The 25,743-nt window shown below is 70.2% G+C and carries 25 protein-coding genes; 13 read left to right on the top strand and 12 right to left on the bottom strand.

Going from position 1 to position 25,743, the window contains the following annotated elements; genetic code table 11:
* Positions 1-131: 131 nt before the first annotated feature.
* On the top strand, positions 132-1,091 hold the full coding sequence (locus J7E96_RS21115) for a DUF3048 domain-containing protein (protein WP_215133219.1): 960 nt from the start codon (positions 132-134) through the stop codon (positions 1,089-1,091).
* A gap of 20 nt (positions 1,092-1,111) precedes the next feature.
* On the opposite strand, the gene J7E96_RS21110 is transcribed toward J7E96_RS21115, so the two are convergent.
* From J7E96_RS21110 to J7E96_RS21095, 4 genes are all read right to left on the bottom strand, one after another.
* Positions 1,112-1,420 (bottom strand): SCO5918 family protein, encoded by a 309-nt coding sequence (locus tag J7E96_RS21110; RefSeq protein WP_215133218.1) that lies wholly within the window; start codon positions 1,418-1,420, stop codon positions 1,112-1,114.
* A gap of 217 nt (positions 1,421-1,637) precedes the next feature.
* The gene (locus J7E96_RS21105; RefSeq protein ID WP_006604711.1) at positions 1,638-1,841 is read right to left on the bottom strand and encodes a cold-shock protein; all 204 of its coding nucleotides are present in this window, start codon (positions 1,839-1,841) and stop codon (positions 1,638-1,640) included.
* 681 nt (positions 1,842-2,522) lie between these two features.
* Positions 2,523-4,163: an MFS transporter gene (locus tag J7E96_RS21100; protein ID WP_308296064.1), complete on the bottom strand. Its 1,641-nt coding sequence runs from the start codon at positions 4,161-4,163 to the stop codon at positions 2,523-2,525.
* A 111-nt stretch (positions 4,164-4,274) separates the two neighbouring features.
* Positions 4,275-5,612 carry a UDP-glucose/GDP-mannose dehydrogenase family protein gene (locus J7E96_RS21095; protein WP_215133267.1) on the bottom strand — a complete coding sequence of 446 codons (1,338 nt, stop codon included), beginning with the start codon at positions 5,610-5,612 and terminating at the stop codon, positions 4,275-4,277.
* Positions 5,613-5,880: 268 nt separating this feature from the next.
* Here J7E96_RS21095 and J7E96_RS21090 point away from each other — a divergent pair, with 268 nt between their 5' ends.
* A complete protein-coding gene (locus J7E96_RS21090; RefSeq protein WP_215133217.1) occupies positions 5,881-6,651 on the top strand; it encodes a YqjF family protein in 771 nt (256 codons plus the stop codon).
* Here J7E96_RS21090 and J7E96_RS21085 read toward each other — a convergent pair.
* The 5 genes from J7E96_RS21085 to J7E96_RS21065 form a co-directional block, all read right to left on the bottom strand.
* The gene (locus tag J7E96_RS21085) at positions 6,626-7,720 is read right to left on the bottom strand and encodes a glutamate--cysteine ligase (protein ID WP_215133216.1); all 1,095 of its coding nucleotides are present in this window, start codon (positions 7,718-7,720) and stop codon (positions 6,626-6,628) included. The two genes, J7E96_RS21090 and J7E96_RS21085, sit on opposite strands and share 26 nt — an antisense overlap.
* Before the next feature lie 11 nt (positions 7,721-7,731).
* A complete protein-coding gene (locus tag J7E96_RS21080; protein WP_215133215.1) occupies positions 7,732-8,166 on the bottom strand; it encodes a DUF4383 domain-containing protein in 435 nt (144 codons plus the stop codon).
* A 397-nt stretch (positions 8,167-8,563) separates the two neighbouring features.
* Entirely contained in the window at positions 8,564-8,767 is a 204-nt protein-coding gene (locus J7E96_RS21075) for a cold-shock protein (RefSeq protein WP_215133214.1), read from the bottom strand.
* 137 nt (positions 8,768-8,904) lie between these two features.
* On the bottom strand, positions 8,905-9,180 hold the full coding sequence (locus J7E96_RS21070) for an isoamylase early set domain-containing protein (protein WP_215133213.1): 276 nt from the start codon (positions 9,178-9,180) through the stop codon (positions 8,905-8,907).
* Positions 9,181-9,296: 116 nt separating this feature from the next.
* On the bottom strand, positions 9,297-10,052 hold the full coding sequence (locus tag J7E96_RS21065) for a UbiA family prenyltransferase (RefSeq protein ID WP_215133212.1): 756 nt from the start codon (positions 10,050-10,052) through the stop codon (positions 9,297-9,299).
* A 229-nt stretch (positions 10,053-10,281) separates the two neighbouring features.
* Between J7E96_RS21065 and J7E96_RS21060 the strand changes: the two genes are divergently transcribed.
* The 5 genes from J7E96_RS21060 to J7E96_RS21040 all read left to right on the top strand — a co-directional run bounded on the left by J7E96_RS21060 (position 10,282) and on the right by J7E96_RS21040 (position 15,285).
* Positions 10,282-11,340 (top strand): type III polyketide synthase, encoded by a 1,059-nt coding sequence (locus J7E96_RS21060; RefSeq protein WP_215133211.1) that lies wholly within the window; start codon positions 10,282-10,284, stop codon positions 11,338-11,340.
* Positions 11,341-11,371: 31 nt separating this feature from the next.
* The gene (locus J7E96_RS21055; protein WP_215133210.1) at positions 11,372-11,917 is read left to right on the top strand and encodes an isoprenylcysteine carboxyl methyltransferase family protein; all 546 of its coding nucleotides are present in this window, start codon (positions 11,372-11,374) and stop codon (positions 11,915-11,917) included.
* A complete protein-coding gene (locus J7E96_RS21050) occupies positions 11,914-12,927 on the top strand; it encodes an NAD(P)/FAD-dependent oxidoreductase (RefSeq protein ID WP_215133209.1) in 1,014 nt (337 codons plus the stop codon). Before J7E96_RS21055 ends, J7E96_RS21050 begins: the two co-directional genes overlap by 4 nt.
* 82 nt (positions 12,928-13,009) lie before the next feature.
* On the top strand, positions 13,010-14,086 hold the full coding sequence (locus tag J7E96_RS21045; protein WP_251070211.1) for a Ku protein: 1,077 nt from the start codon (positions 13,010-13,012) through the stop codon (positions 14,084-14,086).
* A gap of 107 nt (positions 14,087-14,193) precedes the next feature.
* Positions 14,194-15,285, top strand: coding sequence for a glutamate--cysteine ligase (locus J7E96_RS21040; RefSeq protein ID WP_215133208.1), 1,092 nt, complete (start codon positions 14,194-14,196; stop codon positions 15,283-15,285).
* Positions 15,286-15,305: 20 nt separating this feature from the next.
* Here J7E96_RS21040 and J7E96_RS21035 read toward each other — a convergent pair whose 3' ends face one another.
* Complete coding sequence (locus J7E96_RS21035; protein WP_215133207.1) at positions 15,306-15,506, bottom strand: hypothetical protein; 201 nt, start codon at positions 15,504-15,506, stop codon at positions 15,306-15,308.
* Positions 15,507-15,668: 162 nt separating this feature from the next.
* Positions 15,669-16,166, bottom strand: a complete 498-nt coding sequence (locus tag J7E96_RS21030; protein ID WP_215133206.1) for a peptidylprolyl isomerase — start codon at positions 16,164-16,166, stop codon at positions 15,669-15,671.
* A gap of 210 nt (positions 16,167-16,376) precedes the next feature.
* Between J7E96_RS21030 and J7E96_RS21025 the strand changes: the two genes are divergently transcribed.
* Positions 16,377-17,813: a PP2C family protein-serine/threonine phosphatase gene (locus J7E96_RS21025; protein WP_215133205.1), complete on the top strand. Its 1,437-nt coding sequence runs from the start codon at positions 16,377-16,379 to the stop codon at positions 17,811-17,813.
* 50 nt (positions 17,814-17,863) lie between these two features.
* On the opposite strand, the gene J7E96_RS21020 is transcribed toward J7E96_RS21025, so the two are convergent.
* Complete coding sequence (locus J7E96_RS21020) at positions 17,864-19,351, bottom strand: hypothetical protein (protein WP_215133204.1); 1,488 nt, start codon at positions 19,349-19,351, stop codon at positions 17,864-17,866.
* Between the two features lie 230 nt (positions 19,352-19,581).
* Between J7E96_RS21020 and J7E96_RS21015 the strand changes: the two genes are divergently transcribed.
* The 5 genes from J7E96_RS21015 to J7E96_RS20995 all read left to right on the top strand — a co-directional run bounded on the left by J7E96_RS21015 (position 19,582) and on the right by J7E96_RS20995 (position 25,623).
* Positions 19,582-20,733 carry an aminoglycoside phosphotransferase family protein gene (locus tag J7E96_RS21015; RefSeq protein ID WP_215133203.1) on the top strand — a complete coding sequence of 384 codons (1,152 nt, stop codon included), beginning with the start codon at positions 19,582-19,584 and terminating at the stop codon, positions 20,731-20,733.
* 211 nt (positions 20,734-20,944) lie between these two features.
* On the top strand, positions 20,945-21,958 hold the full coding sequence (locus J7E96_RS21010; protein ID WP_215133202.1) for a glutathione S-transferase family protein: 1,014 nt from the start codon (positions 20,945-20,947) through the stop codon (positions 21,956-21,958).
* A 101-nt stretch (positions 21,959-22,059) separates the two neighbouring features.
* Positions 22,060-23,091 (top strand): PHP domain-containing protein, encoded by a 1,032-nt coding sequence (locus J7E96_RS21005; protein ID WP_215133201.1) that lies wholly within the window; start codon positions 22,060-22,062, stop codon positions 23,089-23,091.
* Between the two features lie 70 nt (positions 23,092-23,161).
* A complete protein-coding gene (locus J7E96_RS21000; protein ID WP_215133200.1) occupies positions 23,162-23,464 on the top strand; it encodes a YkvA family protein in 303 nt (100 codons plus the stop codon).
* Positions 23,465-23,658: 194 nt separating this feature from the next.
* Positions 23,659-25,623, top strand: a complete 1,965-nt coding sequence (locus tag J7E96_RS20995; protein WP_215133199.1) for an N-acetylmuramoyl-L-alanine amidase — start codon at positions 23,659-23,661, stop codon at positions 25,621-25,623.
* Positions 25,624-25,743 lie beyond the last annotated feature (120 nt).

Below are 25,743 nucleotides of genomic sequence, written 5' to 3'. Positions count from 1 at the left end.
GCATCCCCTGCCCTGCTCGAGGTAAGGGCCTACTGTTGCGACCTTCCACACCAGAGTGTTACGGGTGCATGACAGGCCAGTGCCGAGATGGCGTGATGATTGATGTGGAACGACTCGGAAGGGTGGCAGCCATGCACGCAGCCGGCGCCAAGAGATCAGCCGCAGCCTCACTCGCCACGCTGGCACTGCTCCTCGTGACGGCGTGCGCAGGCGGGGGAGGAATCGCAGGCGGCGGGCAGCAGACCACTCCCCCGCCGGACAACCGGGTCTCGTCCAGTGCCCGCGTCCTCGCGGTGAAGATCGACAACGTCGTGCCGGCCCGGCCGCCGACGGGGCTGGACAAGGCGGACATCGTCTACGTGGAGCAGGTGGAGGCCGGCCTCAGCCGCATACTCGCCGTTTATTCGTCCGCTGTGCCACCCGTCGTCGGCCCGGTGCGCAGCGCCCGCGAGACGGACCTGGAGCTACTGCGCCAGTTCGACCGGCCCACGCTCGCCTACTCCGGCGCGCAGAGCAGGCTCACGCCGCTCATCGAGGCGGCGCCGCTGAATCCGCTGCCCCCCTCGAAGGACCCGGACGCGTTTTTCCGCAGCAATGACCGGCAGGCGCCGTACAACCTGTATCTGCGGCCCGGGAACATACCGCACCGGGGCTCCGGCTCGAACGCCGCCGAGGACATCGGGATGCGCTTCGCAGCGGCGCCGGCCGGTGGCAAGCCCGTCAGCGAGCAGACGGTTCGCTATCCGGCGGCGCACTTCGCCTTCACGTGGTCGGCGGACCAGAAGCGATGGCTGGTGGAGATGGACGGCGCACCTGCCCGTACGGCCGACGGGGGACGGCTGGCCGCCGCCACGGTCGTCATGCAGGAGGTCACCGTGCGCCCGTCGCAGTTCAGGGACCGGTCGGGCCATGCGTCACCGTTCACCGAGACCGTCGGCTCGGGATCCGCGACCGTTCTGCGCGAAGGCAAGGCGTACGACGCCGAATGGGCAAGGGACGCCGCCGAGTCCCGGACCGCGTTCACGACCCCGGACGGCAAGCCCATGACGTTCGCCGCCGGTCAGATGTGGATCGTGTACGTCGCGCGCTGAGCCCGCTTCGCTGTCCGGCCTCAGACGCGTTCCGGCGCTCCGAGCAGTGCCGACGCGGTCTCGAGCGGGGTCAGGACAGGGGGCACGGCCGGTGTGGGTACGGCGCGGCAGGTGAAGCCCAGGCGGGTCAGCGCCCTGGTCACTTCACTGGCACTGAAGTCGCGGCGGTCCTGTCCGGTGATCACTTCGCCCACCTGCTTGACGGGGTAGTGACGACGGCCGATGATCACGGACTCGCCGGTGACGGGTTCGGGCTTGATGCCCTTCATCGACTCCTGCACGTCGCTCTTGATCAGGTCGAAGGGGAAACGGGCGATGACGCAGCGCATAATGCCTCAGCAAGGTTGAAGAGAGCCGGAGATGGTTGACGTCCTCACGGACGGCATGAAGGACGAAAAACTGAGGCTTGTGCGGCACGGCGAGCCAAGAAAATACGAAATGAAGCAGGACCGCCGGTAATCGGCCACGGCAATACGCCCTCAAAATGCAGCGAGCTGGGACCCGCACCCCAAGGTGCGGGTCCCAGCTACGCCCTACGCTTCAGCGTCAGGCGGGAACGATGTTCTCGGCCTGCGGGCCCTTCTGGCCCTGCGTGACGTCGAAGTTCACCTTCTGGCCCTCCTGCAGCTCGCGGAAGCCCTGGGCGGCGATGTTCGAGTAGTGAGCGAAGACGTCAGCGCCGCCGCCCTCCTGCTCGATGAAGCCGAAACCCTTTTCCGCGTTGAACCACTTCACGGTGCCAGTAGCCATGTCATATCTCCTTCGGGGCAGTGCCCGGGTCCGCACTGTGCGGACCCGGTGTCGCGCGATGATCGCCCCTCCGGAAAAAGCACCGGAAATACAAAAGTGCACCCGTCGACGCGAACGCCGACAAGAGCACTTGAAGTCTTTGGGAACCACAACTGCAACTGATATTTACCGTAGCACGACTTGGGCACGGGAGGGCGGCAAGTAATATCATTTCGCCCGGAATCCCTAAAACCTTCGTTTCATATCGCACCATTTTCTGTGCCGACGGCCGCAGATATTCGCTCGGGCGCATGGAGGGGCCCCGGTGCGTCCGGCACCGGGGCCTTAGGGGTTCAACACCATCTATCGGCGCTTGGCGCCGACTGCTGTTTTTCCGCATGTCCGCCGGGGAGGCCGGAGATGCGGGGTTCTTGGATGCCTAACCGGGGACCACCTTCCAATCCGGGGTCTGCGGTACCTGAGCGACCTGGTTCCTCACTCAAGTGATCCTGATGGCGTCTGCTCCTCCCTTGCTGATCAATTCCGGTTCACTGTCCTTCACGCGGTGCCGTTGCACCGCTGCACGGTCGTCTCTGCCGCGCTGTGCTGACTCCGTTGGCTACGTCAGAAACTCTAATCACCGAGAACCCGGATGTCTACCATCGTCACGACAGATATTGGCGTGGAGGCCCGGCGCCCCGCTCAGGGCAAGGAGGACAGCTCCTCGTCGCGGCCGGAGGCGTACGCCCAGATCATGTGGCGTACGTACGGCTTGGAGCCGGGACGGGTCAGCGCCATGGCCCGGGCCTCCAGCTGCTGGTCCCACTTGTTCCCGCGCTCCATGATCAGGCGCAAGTGCTCCCGCTCCGAACCGACGGTGAACGTCTCCAGGAAGAGCGTCGGATCCGCCATGTCCTCGAAGAGCCCCCACATGGACGCGCCCGTACGCCGGCGCGACTTGCCCACGTCGCGCATCGCCTCGATGAACGCCTCGGCGTTCTCCGGGTCCACCCGCCACTCGACAGTGACCAGAACCGGGCCCGTGTCCCGTCCCGGCATCGCGACGTCGGGCACATCCGCCCAGACCTGGGCCGGTCCCACGTCGACCGGGCCGGACGGCATCGGAAGCGGCCGCATGCTCAGCAGCGTGGTCACCAGCAGGCCGATGCCCGACACCACGAACGCGGTGCCCACGCCCAGCCAGTCAGCGACCATGCCCCATCCCACACCGCCGATCGCCTGGCCGCCCATGAAGACCAGCTGGTAGTAGGCGAGACCGCGGGTCCGCGCCCACGCGGGCAACAGCACCTGAGCGGAGGCGGAGAGCGTCGACAGGACCGCCACCCACGCCAGGCCGGACACGATCAGAGCGGCGGCGACGCCGAGCGCGGACGGCACCAGGCCGATCGCCGCCATCATCGCCGCGTAGATCACCATGGCGCCCGTCACCAGGGCGTTCGTCTGCAGATGCGCCCGGACCGACGGAAGCACAAGCGCCCCCAGGACGGCCCCGAGCCCCACGCTGGCGAGCAGCAGCCCGTAGCCGCCGGCGTCGAGACCGAGCGGCCCCCTGGCAATCGTCGGGAGCAGTGCCCACAGACCTCCGGCGAAGATCATGAAGAGGCCCGAGCGGCCGATGACCGCTCCGAACAGCGGCGCGCTGCGGACGTACCGGGCGCCCGCCCGGATGGCATCACGGATGTGCTCCGAGCCGAGCGGCCGGTGGGTCGCCGGGCGCTTCCAGGTGTACAGCACCACGAGCACGCCGAGGAAGGACAGCGCGTTGAGGGCGAACGTGGCCTCGGGGCCCGTGGCGGCGATCATCGCGCCGCCGAGAGCGGGCCCCGCGGCCCGCGCGACATTGCCGTTCGCACTGTTGAGGAGGGCGGCCTGCGGGATCTCCTCACGGCTGACCAGCTCGGGCTGGATGGCCTGGAAGGAGGAGATGCAGAACGCCTCGCCCACGCCCATCAGCGCGGTCAGCCCGAGGAGCAGCCCCTGGGTCGCGGCACCGGCCGCCGTCACGCCGGCCAGCCCTGCCGCGCCGAGGAACATCAGAAACTGCCCGCCGAGCAGCAGTCTTCGCTGGTCGAGGATGTCCCCCAGCGCCCCTGCGGGCACCACCAGCAGGAAGACCGGCAGTGTGGTGGCCGTCTGCACCAGGGCGACCTCGAAGGCGCCGCCGCCGAGGTCGCCCATCAGCCACTGGGCTCCGACGGTCTGCATCCAGGTGCCCATATTGGCCGCCAGTTGGGCGATCCACAGGGCCCGGAACACCGGTCGGCGCATGGGTGCCCACGCCGACGGTTCCGGGCCCCAGTCCTGGGCAGGTGACTGCTTCACCTGAACGCTCTCCTCATCGTCGGAGTCATGGAGCGGTCCACGCCCTATTCGATAAGGGATGTTATTGCCCGAAACGTCTCAGGTCGGTGCAGTTACGCCCGCGCCGTCGCCTCACGCCTCCAGTTGCGGCTCGGCGGTCGCGGTCGGCGCCGGAGTGGGGATCCTGGTGCCGATACTCCGGTACCGGATGGGGAGGCCGGCCATCCGCTCCGGAGGCAGGCAGTTCTTGCCGTCGATGAGCAGGCGCGGCTCGGCGAGTCGCGAGGACAGCTGCTGCCAGTCCGCCTCGATGGCCTGCGGCCATTCGGTGAGCAGGACCACCGCGTGTGCGCCGCTGAGCGCGTCGGGCAGTTCGGCGACGGTGTCCGCGGCCGGGAAGAGCCCGGCGACGGCCGCCGCGTCGGTGGCCGGATCCCAGACCCGTACATGCGCCGCTTCACCCAGAATCGCCGGGACGACGCTGCGGCTGGGAGCGGCCCTCAGATCGTCGCTCCAGGGCTCGTAGCGCACGCCGAGCACGGCGACCGTCGCGTCACGCAGGGCAACGCCGAGTTCGGTGCGCAGAATCTGCAGGGCCAGGCCCGCCTGCGCCTCGTTGACGGCGATCGTCGCTTGCAGGAGGGGAGCCGGTATACCCACACTGCTCGCCCAGTGGGCCAGGGCGGCCGTGTCCTTCGGCAGGCAGGAGTCGCCGTAGCCCAGGCCGGGCTGGAGAAAGGCGTGTCCGATGCGGGGGTCGTAACCGACGCCCTGCAGGACGCGGTCGACGTCGACGTCGGGCCCGCAGCACATCCGGGCGATCTCGTTCGAGAAGCTGATCTTCATGGCGAGGAAGGTGTTGCTCGCATACTTGATCATCTCGGCGCTGGTGGGGGTCGTGGCCACCCATGGACTGGCCACACCGGCGTACAGCTCACGCAGCGCCCGCAGGCTGTCGTCACTCCAGGTGCCGGCGACGACCCGTGCGGGGACGGCCCAGTCCTCCAGGGCGCTGCCCTGATTGAGGAACTCGGGGTTGTACGCGTAACGCTCGCGCAGCCAGGGGTGCGCGTCGGCCAGTCTGCTGCTGGTGCCGGGCGGCACGGTGGACTTGAGCACCACCCGGGGTACGGGCAGCAGATTCCTGATCTCCTCCAGCACGGCGCTCACCTGGGACAGGTCCGCGGCCCCGTCGGGTCCGGGCGGCGTACCCACGGTGATCAGCACGATGTCGAAGGGCGTCCGCCAGTGGCTCTCCGCCAGCCCTCCTACGAACCGCAGCCTGCCGGTGGCCAGCGCGGCAGCCAGCTGCTGGGGCAGGCCCGGCTCGAACACCGGCGCCTGGCCGGCGTTCAGCATGCACAGCCGGCCCTGGTCCTGCTCGACGCCTGTGACGCTGTGCCCCTGCAGGGCCAGCGCGACGGCACCCGTCAGTCCGACGTAACCCTGTCCGACGACTGCTACTCGCATCACCAACCACCTCCTCTTCGCGGCAGTGCACCGACAACCCTGACCGGCGCCCGGCGGGGCTGGTCAGGTAGAGGGCTGGGAAAACGCCTCGAAGCCCTGTGGAATTCGCCCGCGTCTCGCGCGGCGGGAAGCAACTCGGCAGCCAAGTTCCGAGGTCTGCTTCCCTCATAGCACCCCAACAGAGCCGTGATCGCATCCGGTGCGCGGTTCGCTGGGGGCGCTCGTCAACAGCCGCACGCCTGCCCCCTCCCAGGGGCAAGATGGAGGCATGGGTGAGTGCGTGGTGCCCGCCGAAGCGGAGCAGCACCTTCGACTGCTGGTGCTGCGAGCCGCCTGGCTGAACCAGGCGTTCGTGCACTGGCGCTACCGGCCCGCCGACGTTCAGGCGCTGCTTCCCGGAGGGCTGACGGCAGACACCTACGACGATTCGGCCTGGGTCACCCTCTCCCCGTTCCTGATGGCTGATGTACGCCCCGCAGGTGTGCCCCCTCCCGTCCCCGCGGCCGGCAGCTTCCTGGAGACGAATCTGCGCACGTACGTCCGAGGGCCCGGCGGGCGTCAGGCGCTGTGGTTTCTGACCATCGAGGTGTCCACTGCGGCCATGCTGGCTGCGAGGGCCATGGGGGCGCCGTACCACTCGGGCTCGCTGACCCTGCGGCGCGACGACAGGACGTACTTCTACTCCGGCATGCGTCACGGCGGCGGAGCCTCGTACCACCTGGCTGTACGGCGCGGTGAACCGGTCACGGCGCCTTCGGAGCGCGATGTGTGGCTCACCACCCGGTGGCACGCTTTCACGCGCCGCGCCGGCCTGATCTGGGACACGCCCGTGGAGCACGCGCCGTGGCCCCTTCACACCGGCACGGTGGAGAACCTGGCGCAGTCGCTGACCACGGCCGTCGGTCTGCCCGCACCCGCCGGCGAACCCCTGGTGCACTTTTCGCCGGGCGTGACGCCGGTACGCATCGGGGTTTCCCGGCCACGCCGGCGCGAAGCCCGTACCGCCCACGCCGTTACTGCGGTGCCCCCTGCATCGTGACCAGGTCGGTCACTGCCCGCACGCCGCCCTCGGCAAGAGCACGGCGCTGCAGGTCCGCGGCGGTGCCCTGCCGCAACAGCCGATGGACCAGGGAGGACACCTCCCGTGCGTCTCCGGATTCCTCCAGAGCGGGTGCGATGTGATCCATCAGCCGGCAGAGCACATCGCCCGCGCTGCGCAGCTTGCCGTCGGGGTCCACCAGCGAACCGCTGATGCCGTCACGTGCGGCATACCAGTTCGCGCCGTGCAGCAGTTCCGGCGCGCACACGGTCAGCGGCACGCCGGCCTTCTCGTCGCTGACGGCTGTCGCGACCAGAGCGCGCACGATGCCCGCGAACATGACGGCGTCATCGGCCCTCAGCTGCACGTCCATGCACCGCACCTCGACAGTGGGGTACTTGTCCGACAGACGGGCCTGCCAGTAGATCTGACCGGCGTCGCTGACGATCCCGGCGGCCAGCAGCCCCTGGACCCGCCGCTCGTGGTCGGCCAGATCGGCGAAGTGCGGCGGAGGCCCGCTGACCGGCCAGCGGCCGAAGATCACCGTGCGCCAGCTGGAGAACCCGGTGTCGTGGCCGTCCCACAGCGGCGAATTCGCCGACATGGCCACCAGCACGGGCAGCCACACCCTGATCCGGTTCAGGACAGCGACGCCCATCTCCGGATCGGACACGGCAGCGTGTACGTGCATGCCGTTGACCAGCTGCTCCGCGACGAGTTGCGGAGCCTGGGCCTGCATGGCGAGATAGCGCGGGTGCCGGGTCACCGGGACCGGCGCCACCTCCCGGAACGGCGCCGTCCCACAGGGGGCGAGCCGGCATCCGAACTCTTCGGCCGCGGCGCCGACCGCGTGGCGCAGGCGCAGCAGATGGCCGCCGACCTCCTCGAGCTCGCTGCAGATCGGAGTGGCGATCTCGACCTGTGCCTGCAGCAGCTCACTCTGGACCTCCCGCCGGTCCACCGCCGGCTCCAGAGCGGACGATCCGCGTACCTCTTCTGCCAGCGGCACCGGCAGGCCCGTATCCGGGTCGAGAAGGAAGTACTCCTCCTCGACTCCCACAGTTATCACGCCGGCCCCGGTTAGCGGCCCGCGCCGGCTCGGGGGCGGCGGGTGAGCAGGACGCCGAGGGCGATCATGGCCAGGCCCAGAGCGAAGTGGAGCCAGTTGTCGGCCGTGTTGAGCGGTACGAAGTTGGCCGAACTGTCGTGGTCGATGAACAGGCCGTACAGCCACAGCGCGAGGTAGATGACACCACCGCCGATGAGGAAGTTACGGGCGGTGAGCGGGGCGCGGGCCATGGCCACACCGGCGATGCCGAACAGCAGGTGCACGATGTTGTGCAGTACCGACACCTGGAAGACGCCGAGCAGTTTGGCCCCGGAGCCGTGCTCGGCGAATTTCATCGTGTCGTAGTCGGTGGTGATCCCGGGGATGAAGCCGAGGACGCCGACCAGCAGCGCTGCCTGTTGCACAGGGGTCCGGGCGATCGATGCCGTACGGTGCTGAGCGCTCATTACCGCACTTCTTTCTCCTGAGGGCAGCCCATCGGGCCGCCCGATCGGTCCCAGTACTGAGCAGCGTGTACCCAGTACTTTCGCGGTTAGCCGGTCCGCTCGATCGGGCACTCTTCTGCCGGTGCCGGGCCGCTCACCATCGGGCGCGAGCATAATCCGCGCCGCCACGGTCCGCTATGCGGCGAAATTGAGCCGATCCCGGCAGTCAGCCGCACCAGGCGACCAGGCGGGCCCGTCGGCCAGTGGCGCGTCCCATTCCACTGCGGCGGCTTCGGCCCCTCGATCACACCGTCTATGTCTGCCCCATGCCGGACGGCCCTAGGCCATGTCCGGCACCCGGCACGCCCGGGCCCTGCCCCCGGGCCGACGCTTCAGGGGCAGGGCGACGAGTCGCGCCTCAGGTGCGGTTGACCCGCTCCGCCTGCGGCCCCTTGGGCCCCTGGGTGATGTCGAACTGGACCTTGTCGCCCTCCGCGAGCTCCTTGAAGCCGGAGCCCTCGATCGCGGAGTAGTGGACGAACACGTCCGGGCCGCCGCCGTCCTGCTCGATGAAGCCGAAGCCCTTGTCGGCGTTGAACCACTTCACAGTGCCTGTTGCCATCAGTTCAATCCCTATCCCATGCCTCGGCGCGGCCCACGCCGCGCAAGCCGCAGCCCCGTCGTGACTCCGGTTCCTGAACCATGCCATCCGCAGTCGGCTCCGTCGGTGAACTCACCGCTCACCGAAGCGGCGCGTCGTCAGGTGTGGACGATGCTGTTGTGACCGTCCTGGTCGTCGGCGTGGCCGTCGTTGAACCAGTAGTCGCCGTGGGCGAGGTAGCGGAAGCCGTAGCGCTGTTCCTTGGGGAGCGTGACGGTGACGGAGCGCGTGCCGTCGGGCCGTTCGGTGAAGGGGTGGGCTCCCGGCTGCCAGTCGTTGAAGTCGCCGACTACGCTGACCTGCCCGCAGGCTTGGCCTGCCGGGATGACGAAGGTGATCTCGGTGTGCTTCTTACGTCGGCTGCGCTCCAGCATCGCTGAACCTTTCCTCGGGGGAGTGATTCAGGATCCCCACCCCATAGCCCTTCCAGCACGTCTTGTTGCGCCGACGGCGCCGCCCGTCGCCCGTACGGACGCACACGGGCGCCGCGTCAGGTGACGGCCGCGCCCTGCCGGAGCAGCATCGCGACATCGACCGCCGCGACGATGATCGCCGCGAGGAACGGCAGCCTCGGGCGCCGGCGGCCCAGCAGTGCGCCGCCGGCCGCCAGGACGAGAGCGATCGACACAGCGACCGCCCCGGCGGAATCGAGAGCACCGGGGCGGGCGAACGCCAGCAGCGCGGTGGCCGTCACGAGCGGCACCGGCAGCAGCAGGCGCGCCCGGGCGGGTCCCAGTCGCTGGGGCCAGCCGCGTACACCGGTGGCCAGGTCGTCGCCGATGTCCGGGAGCACATTGGCCAGATGCGCGCCGACGCCGAGCAGTGCGGCCGAGGCGACGATCCACCAGGGAGGCCAGGGCCGCCCCTCAAGCCCCAGCGAGACGAAGGAGGGAAGCGCCGCGAACCCGACGGCGTACGGCAGCCAGGACAGTGCGGTCGCCTTCAGGCCGAAGTTGTACGCCCAGGCCGCGGCGACCCCGACGAGGTGGACCGTACCGGCGAGTGGTCCGTACGCGAGGGACAGCGGTACGCACAGGGCCACGGCGGTGACCGCCGCCCCGCGCACGGCGCCGACGCCGACCGAGCCGGCGACCACGGGTTTGGTACGCCGCCCGACGGCGCGGTCACGCGCGGCGTCGACGGCGTCGTTGCTCCAGCCGACGGACAGCTGTCCCGTCAGCACCGCGGCGGCCACCAGCAGGCACCCGGCCGCGTCCTGCCCGCAGGCCACCGCCAGCGCGGTCATCAGGAGACTGACCGCGACGGTCGGGACGGGGTGGCATGCCCTCAGAAGCCCGCTCGCCCCGCTCGCCCGTGGCGGGCGACGCCTCACTGCGACAACGTCAGCGTCCACGCGCCCATGCTAGACAGCCGCGCACACCGCCGCCGGACGAGCGACATGGCGTGAGGACGATGGCGAGCCGGGGCACTCATTGCAAGGTCCCCGCAGGTCCCCCACCCGACTTCGGACCCAGATGACCCGGATCGCAGCTGTTCACGGAGCTCTCGCTCCGCACCGGCACGCCCAACGCGAGATCACGGACATGGTCGCCGGGGTGTGTCTGCCCGAGGGAAGCGACCGCCGGGTTCTCGACCGGCTCCATGACAGCGCGAAGGTGCGCACCCGCCATACGGCGCTGCCCCTCGACGCGTACGCGGGACTACAGGACTTCGGCGCGGTCAACGACGCCTTCATCGAGGGGGCGGTGAGCCTCGGCGCCGAAACCGTGGGCGCGGCGCTCGACACGGCCGGGCTCTCCCCGCGCGACGTCGACCTCCTGATGTTCACATCGGTGACCGGCATCGCCGCGCCTTCGGTGGACGCGCGTCTCGTGGGGCCGCTCGGGCTGCGCCCGGACATCAAACGCGTCCCCGTTTTCGGCCTGGGCTGCGTCGCGGGCGCGGCCGGTATCGCGCGCCTGCACGACTACCTGCTGGGCCGCCCCGACGACGTAGCCGTGCTGCTGTCCGTGGAGCTGTGCTCGCTCACGTTCCAGCGCAGCGACGCCTCACAGGCCAACCTCGTCGCCACCGCGCTGTTCGGGGACGGCGCCGCGGCTGTGGTCGCGTGCGGGGGCCGCCGGTCGGCGGGCGCACACGGACCGGCCGTGGTGGACACGCGCAGCCATCTCTACCCGGACAGCGAGCATGTGCTCGGGTGGGACATCACCGGCTCGGGCTTCCGCGTCGTACTCGACGCCAGTGTCTGTGACGTCGTACGCAAGAACCTCGCCGCGGAGGTCGACGATTTCCTGATCGGTCACGGTCTGCGCCGCGAGGACATCACCGCCTGGGTGTGTCATCCCGGCGGGCCGAAGGTGCTCGAGGCGGTCGAGGACGCGCTCGAACTGCCCGTCGGCGCGCTCGATGTCACCTGGAGGTCCCTGGCGGCCGTGGGCAACCTCTCGTCGGCCTCGGTGCTCCACGTCCTGCGCGACACCCTCGCCGAGCGCCGCCCGCCGGCGGGCACCGCCGGACTGCTGCTCGCCATGGGGCCGGGATTCTGCTCCGAACTCGTCCTGCTCCGCTGGTAGTCGCCTGGTAGTCGCCGAGGGAGAGGAATTCATGCTCTGGTACGCCTTGCTGGTCCTGGCGGTCGGCGTGGAACGCGTCGCCGAACTCGTCGTGGCCCGCCGCAACGGACGGTGGAGCCTGGCCCGCGGCGCCGTCGAGGCGGGGCGGCGGCACTATCCGGTGATGGTCGTCCTGCACACCGCGCTGCTGGTCGGCTGTGTGACGGAAGTCCGGTGGGCGGGGCGGCCGTTCGAGCCGGTGCTGGGCTGCTTCATGGTCGCCGTCGTGGTGGCCGCGCAGGCACTGCGCTGGTGGTGCGTCCGTACGCTGGGGCCGCGGTGGAACACCCGCGTACTGGTCGTGCCGGGCCTGCCCCTGGTGACGGGCGGACCGTACCGGTGGCTGAGTCACCCCAACTACGTCGCGGTGGTCGCCGAAGGGCTGGCTCTGCCCCTGGTGCACGGCGCCTGGCTGACCGCCCTGCTCTTCACCACCCTGAACGCGGCGCTGCTCACCGTACGGATCCGCTGCGAGAACGAGGCGCTCGGACTCACTCCGGGGCGCATGGCCGGCAGCGGCGCCGGGGCGGGACTGTGATCGACCTGCTGGTGGCGGGCGGCGGGCCGGCCGGGCTGGCCACCGCCATCCACGCGGCGTCGGCCGGTATGGAGGCCGTGGTGATCGAACCGCGCGGCACGCCGGTGGACAAGGCGTGCGGTGAGGGGATCATGCCCGGCGGCGTGCGGGCCCTGGAAGGGCTGGGCGTACGGGTCGGCGGTCACGCGTTGCGCGGTATCCGTTACGTCGACGGGCTGCACCGGGCGCAGGCCCTCTTCAGCGACGGTTCGGGCCTCGGTGTGCGGCGTACGGAGCTGCACGCGGCGCTGGCCCGGCGGGCCGCCGAAGTCGGCGTCGTAGTCCTCAGCGGCCGGGTCGGTGAGGTGCAGCAGAGTGCGGACGCGGTGAGCGCCGGAGGGCTGCGAGCACGCTGGCTGGCGGCCGCGGACGGCCTGCACTCGCCGCTGCGCCGCTCGCTCGGCCTGGATCTGCCCAGCCGCCGGCCCCGGCGCTTCGGGCTGCGACAGCATTTCCGGGTCAGCCCGTGGACGGACTTCGTCGAGGTGCACTGGTCGGTCTTCGGTGAGGCGTACGTGACACCGGTCGGCGACGGCCTGGTCGGAGTGGCCGTGCTGAGTACGGCGAGGTGCGGCTTCGGCGCGCACCTGGCCCACTTCCCCCGGCTTTCCCGGCTCCTGGACGGGCCCGCCGCCGGCCCGGTGCGGGGCGCGGGTCCGTTGCGCCAGCGGGCTCGCCGTCGTACCGCCGGCCGGGTCGTGCTCGTGGGCGACGCGGCGGGCTACACCGACGCGCTGACCGGTGAGGGCGTCGCGCTGGCGCTGGCGTCGGCCGAAGCGGCCGTGCGGTGCCTGAGGGCCGGACGGCCGCAGGCGTACGAGCGGTACTGGCGGCGGCTGTCCCTGCGGCACCGCCTGCTGACCGAAGGTCTCGTACGGCTGAGCGCTCACGCGGCCGGCGCCCGTCTGGTCGTACCGGCGGCGGCCAGGATGCCTTCGGTCTTCTCAGCGGCCGTCCGCGCCCTCCAGTGACGCCGGTGCCTGACGCGCCGTGAAGCAGCCCGCCGCCGCCATCGGCCCGGGATGCGGATCACGGCGGGCGGGGGTGCCATGGATGCAGAAGGAGGTGGCGGCTGCCATGGCGCGTCCGGTGTGGAGTGGTGCTCTGACGTTCGGTTTGGTGTCCCTGCCGGTACAGATGTTCACCGCGACGGACAGCCACACCGTCCACTTCCATCAGCTTCAGCGCGGAACGCCGGACCGGGTCCGCAACAAGCGGGTGAACGAACGCACGGGCGACGAGGTCCCGCTGGACGAGATCGTCAAGGGCTACGACGCCGGGGACGAGTACGTAATCATCGAGCCCGGCGAGCTGGAGGACATCGCTCCGGGCCGCTCCCAGGCGGTGGAGATCAGCGGATTCGTGGACCTTGAGCAGGTCGAGTCGATCTTCTTCGACAAGACGTACTACCTGGCTCCCAAGGGCAAGGAGTACGCGAAGATCTACGCCCTGCTGGAGCGGGCTCTGGCGCAGGCTGACAAAGCCGGGATCGCCACGTTCGTGATGCGAAATCGTCAGTACCTGGTTGCCGTGAAGGCCCAAGGCGGCCTCTTGACGCTGCACACCCTGCACTGGGCCGACGAGATCCGGGATCCGCGCGAGGAAATCGGCACCCTGCCCGAAAACGCCGACGTCACGAGCCGCGAGCTGAAAATGGCCGAGCAGCTCATCGAGACGCTCAGCATGGAGTGGAGGCCCGAGGAGTTCCACGACACCTTCCAGGAACAGGTGACGAAGCTCATCGAGGCCAAGCGCGCCGGCGAGTCGGTCGAGAAGGCGGAGCCCCCGGCCGAGGCCACGAACGTGGTCGACCTCATGGAGGCACTGCGGGCCAGCGTCGACCAGGCCAGGAGCCCCAAGGACCGGGGCAAGGGCAAGGGCAAGTCGGCCACCGGCGACGCCGCCGTCGCCCGGATCACGGACGCCGCCGGAAAACGCCGGACCGGCGGTGCGGCGAAGCCCGAGCCCAAGGCCGGGAAGAAGGCTTCGTCGCTCGAATCTCTGACCAAGGCGGAGCTCTACCAGCGCGCCGCGGATGCCGATGTGCCCGGCCGTTCCTCCATGACGCGCGAAGAGCTCATCAAGGCCCTGAGCGGCAGACGCGGGCGGCGCAAGGCCCGGGCCTCCTAGCCGGGGCATCCGTCGGGCGGTACCTCTCGCGAGCCGGTGAGTTCGCGGCATTAAGACCCTGACGCGGGGCAGAGGCAAAGAAACCGCAACGCGGAGAGGCAGTCGTCGTGCGTAGTGTCGGAGTGGAGGAGGAGCTCCTCCTGGTGGATGCGCGGACCGGCGAGCCGCGGGCGCTGTCGGCAGCGGTACTGGCAGCCGTGTCCCGGGAGGGCGGCTGTGAGCCCCCGGTCTTCGAGGCTGAGCTGCAACGGCAGATGCTGGAGATCGCCACCCGGCCGCACACCGCGATGGGAGATCTCGCGGAGGAGATCGTCCGCTGGCGGGCCGAGGCGGCGCGCCATGCGCGGGATCTGGGCGCGGCCGTTGCCGCGCTGGCGACGTCTCCGCTCCCGGCCAGTCCGGCCGTCGGAAACGGCGAGCGCTACCGGTGGCTGGAGGAGCAGTTCGGACTGACGACGCAGGAGCAGCTGACGTGCGGCTGCCATGTCCATGTGTCGGTGGACTCCGACGAGGAGGGTGTCGCCGTCCTGGACCGCATCCGGCCGTGGCTGTCCGTGCTGCTCGCGATGAGCGCGAACTCCCCCTTCTGGCAGGGCAAGGACACCGGGTACAGCAGTTATCGCAGCCGGGTGTGGGGCCGGTGGCCGTCGTCGGGCCCGGTGGAGATCTTCGGCAGCGCGGACCGGTACCACGAGCAGGTCAGCGCCATGCTGGGCACGGGTGCGCTGCGGGACAAGGGAATGGTGTACTTCGACGCCCGGCTCTCGCACCACTACCCGACCGTCGAGGTACGGGTCGCCGACGTCTGTCTGGATCCCTCCACGACGGTGCTGCTGGCCACGCTGGTCCGCGGCCTGGTCGAGACGGCGGCCCGCCAGTGGCGGGCGGGCGAGCCGCCCGCACAGCATGCCGTGGTGCTGCTGCGGCTGGCCGCGTGGCGAGCCGGGCGGTCAGGCCTGGAGGCGGAGCTGATCCATCCGGTCACGATGCGTCCCGCACCGGCCGAAGCGGTGGTGCGGGCGCTGTTCGCTCATGTCCGGGACGCGCTGGAGGACAGCGGTGACGCGGCTGCCGCTCAGGAAGGTCTCGCGGCGCTTCTGAAGAGCGGGAACGGCGCGCTGGTCCAGCGCGATCTCCTGCACCGCAACGGCGGCCTGCGGGGTGTGGTCACCGAGTGCGTACGCAGGACCCAGGGCTAGCCCCGGTCACGGTTGTCAAGTCACGGGTGGTCGGCGCGCTGGTCCGGCGGTGTCCCGCCGCCCTCTCCGCCGCCCTTGTTCCCCTTGTCGGTCCCGTGGGCCTGCTTGCTGCCGCGCTTCCCCGCCTGGTCGGCCTGCGACGCCTTCAGTTCGGCGCTGTCCTGCGAGGTGGCGCCGCCCTTGTCGCTGCGCCGCTGTTCAGGCTGCTGCGGATTCGACATTCCGATCCCTGCTCTCTGATCGAGACGTACGTACCTACGCACTGCGCGTTCCCGCGCAAAACGGAGGCAACACATCCGAACAGGGCCAAAAGTGGGAGCGCCGGCCGGCGAGTGGCGTCGGCCGGCGCGCTCAGGGTCACAGGCTCAGGGAGCGGGAGGCGCTCAGATGACGCCGGACTCCGAGATGGTGACCTTGGCCTTCGGCTTGCCGCCGGACGTGCCGAAGCTCTCGATCTTCTTGACGAGGTCCATGCTGGCCTGGTCGGCGACCTCGCCGAACACGACGTGCTTGCCGTCCAGCCACGGCGTCACCACGGTGGTGATGAAGAACTGGGAGCCGTTGGTGTTCTTGCCGGCGTTGGCCATCGACAGCAGGCCCGGCTTGTTGTGCGTCAGCTTGAAGTTCTCGTCCTCGAACTTCTCACCGTAGATGCTCTTGCCGCCGGTGCCGTCGCCCCTGGTGAAGTCGCCGCCCTGGAGCATGAAGGCGGGGATGATGCGGTGGAAGGAGGACCCGGCGTAGCCGAAGCCCTTCTCGCCCGTGGCCAGCGCGCGGAAGTTCTCCACCGTCTTGGGAACCACGTCGTCGAACAGGTTGAAGGTGATGCGCCCCTCGGGCTTGTCGTTGATGCTGATGTCGAAGTAAGCCTTGATCGTCATGGTTCTATCCTGACATCCCGGACGACTTCTCGTGCATCCGGCATCCCGTGGAGCGTATCCGGCCACCTCCAGGGAGGCTTCTGGCATATGCCAGAAGCACCACCGTATCGAGTGTTGCCAAATCCCTTACGGGCCTTTCCCGGCTGTGCCACAGTCGTATCTGGTCCATCCATCAGACCTGGCCTGGCCGCGCCTGTATCGGAGTACGACATGCCGTCCCATCTCTTCGCGGACCGTCCTGCGCCACAGCCTCCCGAGCGGGGCTCTGGCGGCGAGGTCGTCGACGCACTGATTTCGCAGACCCGTCGGCTGCGCGTCGATGTGGCAGCGGTGCGCCGGGACACGGTCGCGGTGGACGACGAGGACCCGCAGGGGCGCTGGCAGCGAGCTATCTGCGACCTGGCGGTCCATCAACTCGATGATTTGGGCGCCCACTTGGGGCAGCTCAAGGCCGGATTGCCCGCCGAGCCCGAGCCGGCACCCGCCAGCCCGCCCCCGGCCCCCGCGAGCGGCACGTCATTACTCAGCCGGGTCGGCAGCGCCGAGTGGAACCTGCTGACCGACGAGGCGCACTGGTCGGACGAGCTGTACGAGATCTTCGGCCGTCCGCCCGAGAGCGGGCCACTGACCCTGGACGAGCTGCCGTCCATGCTGTTCGCCGAGGACCAGGGCTTCCTCGCCTCGATGGTCACGGACTGCCTGGTCGACGGGAAGCCGATCGACGGCGAGTTCCGCATCGTGCGCACCGACGGCGTCGTACGGACCCTTCACATGATGGGTGAGCCGGTGCTCGACTCCGACGGCTGCACCGCCTCGATGTGGGCGGTACTGCGCGACGTCAGCGAGCTGCGCCGCAGCCAGCGGGTCGTACGCGAGACCCGTGACTCGCTCCAGCGGCAACAGCACATCGCGCGGACCGAGCACCGGATCGCGGTCGAGCTGCAGGAATCCGTGCTGCCGCCGCGGCACGGTTCCCTGCGGCTCCCGCACGGCGGGCCCGCCGCGCTCGATCTCGCCGCCCACTACCTGCCGTCCGCGTCGAGCGCGATGATCGGCGGGGACTGGTACGACGCCCTGGAACTGCCCGACGGCCAGACGCTGCTGACCGTCGGCGACCTGACCGGCCACGGGGTCGCCGCCACCTCCGGCATGGCCATGCTGGTCGGCGCGCTGCGCGGGATGGCCGTGGCCGGCATCGCACCCGGAGTGCTCATGGGGCACCTCAACCAGCTGCTGGAAGCCTCGGCCCAGCCCGCGCTCGGCAGCGCGATGTGCTGCCGTTACGACCCGGTCGGCCGGCTGCTGACCTGGGCGCAGGCGGGTCACCCCGCCCCGCTGCTGTTCCGCGACGGGACGGGGCGCTCGCTGACGCCGCCCCAGGGCGTCCTGCTCGGGGCGACATCCGGTGCCGCGTACGAGCAGGCCGAAGTGCGGCTTCGCCCCGGCGACCTGCTGGTGCTGCACACCGACGGGATCTCGCGCCGCAGCGCCACCGACGACGCGGGCCCCTCCAGGCTGCTGGACCTCGCGCCGCGCTTCGCCGAGGCCCGAAGCGCGCAGGAGTGCGTGCGGCTGACCGTGGAGGAGTTCGGCGAGGCGGAGCGTCAGAACGACGCGTGCCTGCTGATCGCCCGGATCGCGGCTTAGGCGTATGAGTGGGGAGTAGTCGGGCGTAGTTGTCGTACGGGGCAGCCGGTCTAGATGGTGGTGCTCCTGTTCGTCTTCTTCACCGGCAGTGCCAGCTGGATCTCCTCGCGGAGGTCCTCGATCTTCGGGTAGCCCGCGTACTCGCCGGTGAGCCGGTACATCTGGCGCAGCCGGTCCCACGTGCGGTGCGAGGAGGTCTCCCCCATCGACACCAGTGCGAGGCGTGCGTAGCGGTCGGCCTGTTCCGGGTCGTCCGCGATGAAGCATGCGGAGGCCAGCGAGAGGTAGTCGAAGATCTTCGACCGCTGCCTGCCGCCCGCCCGGAGATCGAGCGCCTGCTTGGCGTGCCGCTGGGCCGTGATCGCCGCCGAGGGGTCGTGCTCCGCGAGCGTACGGAAGGCGAGGGCCTGCATCCCGTGCATGTCCGCCTCGTCGAACATCTGCATCCAGCTCGGCGGCGGGACATCGCCCTTGTCCGATACGAACAGTTCCTCCGCCTCACCCAGCGTGCGCCGCATGGCCTGGCCGCGGCCCAGGGCGGCCTGTGCCCAGGCCTCGATGGTGTGCAGCATGGCGCGGGTGCGGGGCAGCATCTCGTCGCCGGATCCGGACTTGGCGAGCTTCATCAGGTCGAGGGCGTCGTCGGGCTTTCCGAGGTGCACCATCTGGCGGGCCGCCCGGGAGAGAGCTTCGCCCGCGCGAGGACGGTCGCCACCCTCACGGGCCGCGTGGGCGGCGATGACGAAGTACTTCTGGGCGGTGGGTTCGAGGCCGACGTCGTGCGACATCCAGCCGGCGAGAACCGCCAGGTTGGCGGCGACGCCCCACAGGCGGCGCTGGAGATGGTCGGGGTGATGGTAGGCGAGCATGCCGCCCACTTCGTTGAGCTGGCCCACTACCGCCTTGCGCTGGAGCCCGCCGCCACGGGCGGCGTCCCAGGCGCGGAACACTTCGACGGAACGCTCGAGCTCTTCGATCTCCTGCGACCCGATGGGGGCGGCCTCATAGCGGTCGTACCCAGCGGGGTCGGCGTGCAGGGGATCGTCGAGGCGTGGAGCGTCGGACGTCAGAGCGGGGTCGGTGTGCAGCCAGTCGTGCATGGCGCTGCTGAGTACGGAGCCTGTGGCGAGCGCGGCGCCCGCGCCCACCAAGCCGCGTCGGTTGAGCATGAGGTCCATTCCCGTGAATTCGGTGAGGACCGCTGCCGTCCGTTCGGGCGCCCACGGAAGGCCGTCGGGATTCTCTGCGTTCCTGACGTCCCGCCGTTTCCCCGTGCGCCCGTGCCGGTCGAACCCGAGGTCCTCGATGGTCACGACACGGCCGAGTCGCTCGGTGAACAGAGCTGCCAGCACTTTGGGCACCGGATCGCGCGGGGCTTCCCCCATGTCGATCCAGCGTCGTACGCGCGAGGTGTCGGTCGCCAGCTGCGCATGGCCCATGGCCGCCGCCTGCCGGTTCACCAGTCTCGCGAGTTCGCCCTTGGACCAGCCGGCGAGGCCGAACAGGTCTGCCAGGCGGGTGTTGGGTTCTCCGGTCACGTCAAGCCCCCAGGTTCTCGGCTGATTTCGACAGTAACCCCGTGTCAGATGCGTCGGGGATATTCGCCAGGGTTCGCCAGGGTCCGCCAGATGGTGTGCCACCCGCGGGCGGGTGTCAGGTAAGAAAGCGCCACCCCGTTCCGGCGACCGGCCGGTACTCCCCAGGGTGTTGCCCGGTTGCCGGGGCGGGTGGCGCACGTAACTCGTCGGCGCGCGAAGGGATCTGTCCCATGTACACAGCATCGTCCTCCGTGTCCGCCCCGCCTCGGCCGTACCGTCCAGTGGCGACGGGCAGCGGACCGTATCTCGACCCCAACCACGCCGGCGGAGCGTCACTCGGCGCGGGCCGGGCCCGGCGCGCGGCGGCGGGGCTGGGCACTCAACCGCTCAGCGGGAGACTCGACTTGTCCGGCCCTCAGGGCGCGCAGCTGCGGATGGCGATCGCTTCGGTGCACCGGATCTGCCCGGAGTTCAATCCGGTGCAGGTACTGCGCCGCAGCGGACGGTCCGTACTGCTCGTCGGCACCACAGGCCGCGCGACCGCGGTCGCGAAGTGCTTACTGGACCACTCCCCCGCGTGGGCGGAGCGGTTCCGGCACGAAATAGCTGCCTATCGCGCGTTCGTCCGGCACCGTCCACCGGTGCGCGCACCCCGGCTGATCGCCGCGGATCCGGACAACTGCACTCTGGTGATCGAGCGGATGCCGGGCCGGGTCGCGGCTCTCACGCGGCATCCGGCCGAGGCTCCGCCGCGTGCCGATCTGCGAGCGGTCCTCGGTGCGATCACGCGGGTCAACTCGTGGCGGCCGCCGCCCGGAACCTTCGACGCGCCCCTCGACTACGCCTCGCGGATCTCCCGGTACCACGCACTGGGTCTGCTCACGGACCGCGATCTGGGGGATCTGCAGAAGCTGCTGCACGGGGTCGCGCACGCGGCCGGCGGGCGGCAGAGCATGGGGCAGTTCTGTCACGGCGACGCGCTGCTCTCCAACATCCTGCTGTCGCCGGCCGGGCCCGTCCTGGTCGACTGGGAGCACGCGGGCTGGTACCTGCCCGGGTACGACCTGGCGACGCTGTGGGCGGTGCTGGGCGACGCCCCGGCGGCGCGGCGGCAGATCAGCCAGCTGGCGCAGGCACCGGGCACCGCGGCGCGGGACGCGTTCCTGGTGAACCTGATGCTCGTACTGACGCGGGAGATCCGTACGTACGAGACCGCTGTCCAGCGCACCATGCGCGAGGCCGCTCCGGTGAGCGGGGCGGCGGGGCAGGCGCCGGCGGGTGCGCTGCCGACCGGCGAGGAGCAGCGGTTGTTGCTGCGGCGGCTGCACGACGACTGTGGGATGGCCCGGCGGGCGGTGCGCGCGGCGGTCGGCACCCGCTGATTGAAGAGGGGGAACCCACTGGCCCACCCAGTGATCGTCAGCCGGGTGGGCCGGCGGCTTGGGGGCGGCGTCCTGAGCGTGGTGGCGGGGGAACGCGGTGGCGGGGTGACCGGCGGCACAATGGCGGTGTCACCCGTCTGCGATGCCGGAGCAGGGGGATCGGGCGCTGAGGGGGAAGGCTCGCACTACCCGACCGGGAAGGAAAGTCACGATGAGCACGGACGGCAACGCCGCGTACGGGAAGAAGTCCTTCACGCGGTCGAAGAGCCACTTCGCGAACCGCATCACCGCCGACGGCAAGGACGGCTGGCCCGTCGAGGCGGGCCGCTACCGGCTCGTGGTGAGCCGCGCGTGTCCCTGGGCGAGCCGCGCGGTGATCTCGCGGCGGCTGCTCGGCCTGGAGGACGCCATCTCGCTGGCCGTGGCCGATCCGATCCAGGACGACCGCAGCTGGCGGTTCACTCTCGACTCCGGCGGCCGCGATCCCGTACTCGGCATCCGGTACCTGAGCGAGGCCTACGACGCGCGGGAGACGGAGTACCCGGGTGGGGTCAGCGTGCCCGCGATCGTGGACGTACCGAGCGGGAAGCTGGTGACCAACGACTACCAGCGGATCACGCTTGATTTCGCCACCGAGTGGAAGGCGCTGCACCGGCCCGGTGCGCCCGACCTCTATCCGGAGCCGCTGCGCGGGGAGATCGACGAGGTCGTGGAAGGCGTCTACCGGGACGTCAACAACGGGGTGTACCGGGCGGGCTTCGCGACGAAGCAGGAGGAGTACGAGGACGCCTGCCGGGACGTGTTCCGCCGGCTCGAACTGGTGTCGCGGCGGCTCGCGGACCGCCGGTATCTCGTCGGCGACAGCATCACGGAGGCGGACATCCGGCTCTTCACGACGCTGGTGCGCTTCGACGCGGTCTACCACGGACACTTCAAGTGCAATCAGTGGAAGCTGGCCGAGAACCCGGTGCTGTGGGCGTACGCGCGTGATCTCTACCAGACGCCCGGGTTCGGGGACACGGTCGACTTCGACCACATCAAGCAGCACTACTACCGGGTGCACACGGGCATCAATCCGACCGGGATCGTGCCGCTGGGGCCGGAGCTCTCGGGGTGGCTGAGCCCGCACGACCGGGAGGCGCTGGGCGGTCGGCCGTTCGGGGACGGTACGCCGCCGGGGCCCGTGCCGGTGGCTGAGCGGGTGCCGGGAATGGGGCTGCCGTAGGGGGATGGGGTGAAGCCGTCCGCCGTAGCCGGACGTGCGCGCCGGTAAAGGCCGGGGGAAGCTGGACACCCCTGCTGCCCGGGTACGTACGAGAGGTGCCGATGGATCCCGTCGAGGCGCTGGAACGGATCGCGTTCCTGCTGGAACGGTCCCAGGCACCCACCTACCGCGTACGCGCGTTCCGCACCGCCGCCGCCACCGTCGCCGCCCTCCCCGAGGGGGAGGCGGAAGGCCGAGCGGCCGCGGGGTCGCTCGAAACCCTCAAAGGCCTCGGGCCCAAGACCGCGCAGGTGGTGCGCGAGACGCTGGCCGGCGGGATGCCCGCCTATCTGAAGCGGCTGGAGGAGGAGAGCGGGGGACCTCGGACCGAGGGTGGCGAGCAGCTGCGCGCGCTGCTGCGCGGCGACTGCCATCTGCACTCCGACTGGTCGGACGGCGGAAGCCCTATCGAGGAGATGGGACGGACCGCCGCGGCGCTGGGGCACGAGTGGGCGGTCCTCACCGACCACTCCCCCACCCTGACGGTCGCGAGCGGGCTGTCTTCCGAGCGGCTGCGCGAACAGCTGGAAGTGGTGGCCGGGCTCAACGAGCGCTGGGCGCCGTTCCGGCTCCTCACCGGCATTGAGTGCGACATCCTCCTCGACGGCTCGCTCGACCAGGAACCCGAGCTGCTGGACCAGCTCGACATCGTGGTCGTGTCCGTGCACTCCAAACTGCGGATGGACGCCGCCGCCATGACCCGCCGTATGGTCGCCGCCGTCAGCAACCCGCACGCGGACGTCCTCGGTCACTGCACCGGCCGGCTGCTGACCGGTCGCGGGCGGCCCGAGTCGCAGTTCGACGCGGACGAGGTCTTCGCCGCGTGCGCCGCGTCGGGCACGGCCGTGGAGATCAACTGCCGGCCCGAGCGCCTGGATCCGCCCCGGCGGCTGCTGCGGCAAGCCGTCGACGCGGGCGTGCTGTTCTCCGTCGACACCGACGCGCACGCGCCCGGACAGCTCGACTGGCAGATCTACGGGTGCGCAAGGGCCGAGGAGTGCGGGGTGCCTCCCGAGCGTGTCGTGAACACCTGGGCCATGGACGACCTGCTGACATGGGCCCGTACGCGCGATGTGCCGTCGTCCGGTGCCTGAACCGCCCCGCGTACGGGCAGACGGTGAGAGTGCGAGAGAGTGTGCCCTACGCGAGCCGCCCGGAGGTCTCATGAGCACCGAAGCCTGGATCCTGCTCGCCGTCGCCGTGTTTCTGGTGGTGGCGACGCTCGCCGTGGCGGTCTTCGTGCTCGTACGGCTGGTCCGGGCCCGCCGGAGTCTGCGAGCGGCGGGAGTTCCGGAAGACCGTCCCTGGGTCTTCTGGGCCGCTGTCGCCTACCTCGTCCTGCCGACGGATCTGATGCCCGACCCGATGTACCTCGACGACATCGGCGTGCTGCTGCTCGCCCTGAAGTCGGTGCGCGCCGGCCGCGGGCGCGGGGGCCTGAACGCGGTTATTGGTTCACACCACTGACGCGTCGCAGGCCCGTACGCCGTCGCTGCGAAACTCCGCCACACCGGGCTGACGTGCGAAATCGGCTGCTGCCCGCGCTCATTGACGGATCGTCCGGGACCCGATACGCCTGTAGGCGAGTCCCAGCCCGCAGGCCCTTCGCGTACCACTCGTCCCTGGAGGCCGCATTGCAAGGATCCGTCACGTCACGGTCCATGCGCGTCGCACGCAGACGTGCCTGGCAGGCAGGGGGCTTCGTGGCGTCCGCCGCGCTCGTTCTGCCGCTCCTGTCGGCCGGCCCTTCCGCCACCGCGGAGCAGCCCGCGTCCGGCGCGTTGCAGCGCGACTTCGCCGCTGCCGCCGCACAGTACGGAGTGCCGCAGAGCGTGTTGCTCGGCGTGTCGTACTTACAGTCCCGCTGGGACTCGCACGCCGGCGCGCCGAGTGTGACCGGCGGCTACGGCCCGATGCACCTCACCGACGCCGATGCCGCGCTCCACGTCGCGCGCGAAGAAGCGCCGCACCACACGGACTTGGACGAGGATCCGCGCGGTGACGACTCGCGCGCGGTGCGGACGGGTGGCGAGGTCCAGCTGCCGACAGCGTCCGAACTCCCTGCCCGGCTCAAGACCTTGGAGCGGGCCGCCGCCCTCACCGGGCTGCCGGACGCGGAGCTGCGGCAGAGCCCTGCCGCGAACATCCGGGGCGGGGCGGCGCTGCTGGCCGCCGCGCAGAAGCAGCTCGGGCAGCCGCTCAGCGCGGATCCGGCCGACTGGTACGGGGCGGTCGCCCGCTTCTCGGGGGCCGACGACACGGCGACCGCGACGACGTACGCCAATGAGGTGTTCGACGTGATCGGGGCGGGCGAGCGGCGCATGACCGACAGCGGTCAGCAGGTCGCGCTGGTCGCCGACCCGGGGCTCGTACCCGACCGTACACAGGTCGCGGACCTTGGGCTGCGGACCGCCGACGCCGGGCTCAGCGAGTGTCCGAAGACGGTGGCGTGCGAGTGGATTCCCGCGCCGTACGAGGAGTTCGGGGACGGCGACTACGGCAACCACGACAAGGCCGACCGGCCCGCGAGCCAGGGCATCGACTACATCATCGTCCACGACACCGAGGCCACCTGGGACACGACGCTGAAGCTGGTCCAGAACCCGCGGTACGTGTCCTGGCAGTACTCGCTGCGTTCGTCGGACGGGCACATCGCGCAGCACGTGCCGCTCAAGGACGTGGCCTGGCACGCGGGCAACTGGTACATCAACTCCAAGTCCGTGGGTCTGGAGCACGAGGGTTTTCTGACGTCGCCGGACGCCTGGTACACCGAGGCGATGTACCGGACGTCGGCGCGGCTGGTGAGGTACCTGGCGAAGCGGTACGGCATCCCGCTCGACCGGCAGCACATCCTGGGCCACGACAACGTGCCGGGAACGACCACCGCGAACATCCGCGGGATGCACACCGACCCCGGTCCGTACTGGGACTGGGCGCACTACTTCCAACTGCTCGGCAGGCCCTTCACCCCCTCGGCGGGTCCGAACAGCGGTGTGGTGACCATCCGGCCGGAGTACGCCAAGCACCAGCCCCCGTACACCGGTTGTGTGAAGGCCGGCCAGCCGTGTGCCCCGCACGGCTCGGGCGCCGTCCGGCTGCACACCGCGCCCGCCGCCGACGCTCCGCTGGTGAAGGACATCGGGCTGCGGCCCGGCGGCCAGGACTCGACGACCGGCGTCAATGACACCGGCGCCCGCGCGTCGACCGGTCAGCAGTACGCCGTCGCCGAGCGCAGGGGTGACTGGACCGCGATCTGGTATCTGGGGCAGCGGGCGTGGTTCCACAATCCCGGCACGCAGCCGACCGCCGTGAATTCCCGCGGTCTGCTGCTGACGCCGAAGGACGGGGCCTCCGACGTTCCGGTGTACGGGCGGGCCTACCCGGAGGCGGCGGCGTACGCGGGGACGTCCGTACCGGTGCAGGCGGTGTCGCCGCTGCCGTACAAGCTGCTCGCGGGCCAGCGCTATGTGGTGGGCGACCGTGTACCGGGCGAGTACTTGTTCGCTCCGACGTTCGAAACTACCGGGCACCGGGTGATACGCGGCAAGGAGGCGTACTACGAGATCCAGTTCGGGCACCGGGTGGCCTATGTGAAGGCCTCTGACGTGCGCGTACTCGCCTCGTAGCGGGTCACGGCAGGAGAGGGGCGCCATCGGCCACGAGGGGCGGTGGCGGCCTTTTGTATGACTAGTCGGTGTGGCGAATGGGGGACAGCGGCGACGGGTAGGGCTGGGCGGAATTGACCT

The sequence above is a fragment of the Streptomyces sp. ISL-96 genome, from assembly GCF_018614035.1.
Classification (GTDB): Bacteria; Actinomycetota; Actinomycetes; order Streptomycetales; family Streptomycetaceae; genus Streptomyces.
The sequence above is the reverse complement of the archived record's forward strand: the minus strand, read 5'-3'. Positions and strand labels throughout refer to the sequence as shown.

Bases quoted from the DNA above. Each gene is read 5' to 3' on its own strand.
- J7E96_RS21080 (WP_215133215.1), bottom strand. From the start codon at position 8,166: ATGAGCGCTCAGCACCGTACGGCATCGATCGCCCGGACCCCTGTGCAA.
- J7E96_RS21110 (WP_215133218.1), bottom strand. From the start codon at position 1,420: ATGCGCTGCGTCATCGCCCGTTTCCCCTTCGACCTGATCAAGAGCGAC.
- J7E96_RS21095 (WP_215133267.1), bottom strand. From the start codon at position 5,612: ATGCGAGTAGCAGTCGTCGGACAGGGTTACGTCGGACTGACGGGTGCC.
- J7E96_RS21015 (WP_215133203.1), top strand. From the start codon at position 19,582: ATGTACACAGCATCGTCCTCCGTGTCCGCCCCGCCTCGGCCGTACCGT.
- J7E96_RS20995 (WP_215133199.1), top strand. From the start codon at position 23,659: ATGCGCGTCGCACGCAGACGTGCCTGGCAGGCAGGGGGCTTCGTGGCG.
- J7E96_RS21035 (WP_215133207.1), bottom strand. From the start codon at position 15,506: ATGTCGAATCCGCAGCAGCCTGAACAGCGGCGCAGCGACAAGGGCGGC.
- J7E96_RS21075 (WP_215133214.1), bottom strand. From the start codon at position 8,767: ATGGCAACAGGCACTGTGAAGTGGTTCAACGCCGACAAGGGCTTCGGC.
- J7E96_RS21055 (WP_215133210.1), top strand. From the start codon at position 11,372: ATGCTCTGGTACGCCTTGCTGGTCCTGGCGGTCGGCGTGGAACGCGTC.
- J7E96_RS21070 (WP_215133213.1), bottom strand. From the start codon at position 9,180: ATGCTGGAGCGCAGCCGACGTAAGAAGCACACCGAGATCACCTTCGTC.
- J7E96_RS21010 (WP_215133202.1), top strand. From the start codon at position 20,945: ATGAGCACGGACGGCAACGCCGCGTACGGGAAGAAGTCCTTCACGCGG.
- J7E96_RS21090 (WP_215133217.1), top strand. From the start codon at position 5,881: ATGGGTGAGTGCGTGGTGCCCGCCGAAGCGGAGCAGCACCTTCGACTG.
- J7E96_RS21105 (WP_006604711.1), bottom strand. From the start codon at position 1,841: ATGGCTACTGGCACCGTGAAGTGGTTCAACGCGGAAAAGGGTTTCGGC.
- J7E96_RS21025 (WP_215133205.1), top strand. From the start codon at position 16,377: ATGCCGTCCCATCTCTTCGCGGACCGTCCTGCGCCACAGCCTCCCGAG.
- J7E96_RS21045 (WP_251070211.1), top strand. From the start codon at position 13,010: ATGCAGAAGGAGGTGGCGGCTGCCATGGCGCGTCCGGTGTGGAGTGGT.
- J7E96_RS21000 (WP_215133200.1), top strand. From the start codon at position 23,162: ATGAGCACCGAAGCCTGGATCCTGCTCGCCGTCGCCGTGTTTCTGGTG.
- J7E96_RS21060 (WP_215133211.1), top strand. From the start codon at position 10,282: ATGACCCGGATCGCAGCTGTTCACGGAGCTCTCGCTCCGCACCGGCAC.
- J7E96_RS21030 (WP_215133206.1), bottom strand. From the start codon at position 16,166: ATGACGATCAAGGCTTACTTCGACATCAGCATCAACGACAAGCCCGAG.
- J7E96_RS21065 (WP_215133212.1), bottom strand. From the start codon at position 10,052: ATGACCGCGCTGGCGGTGGCCTGCGGGCAGGACGCGGCCGGGTGCCTG.
- J7E96_RS21005 (WP_215133201.1), top strand. From the start codon at position 22,060: ATGGATCCCGTCGAGGCGCTGGAACGGATCGCGTTCCTGCTGGAACGG.
- J7E96_RS21115 (WP_215133219.1), top strand. From the start codon at position 132: ATGCACGCAGCCGGCGCCAAGAGATCAGCCGCAGCCTCACTCGCCACG.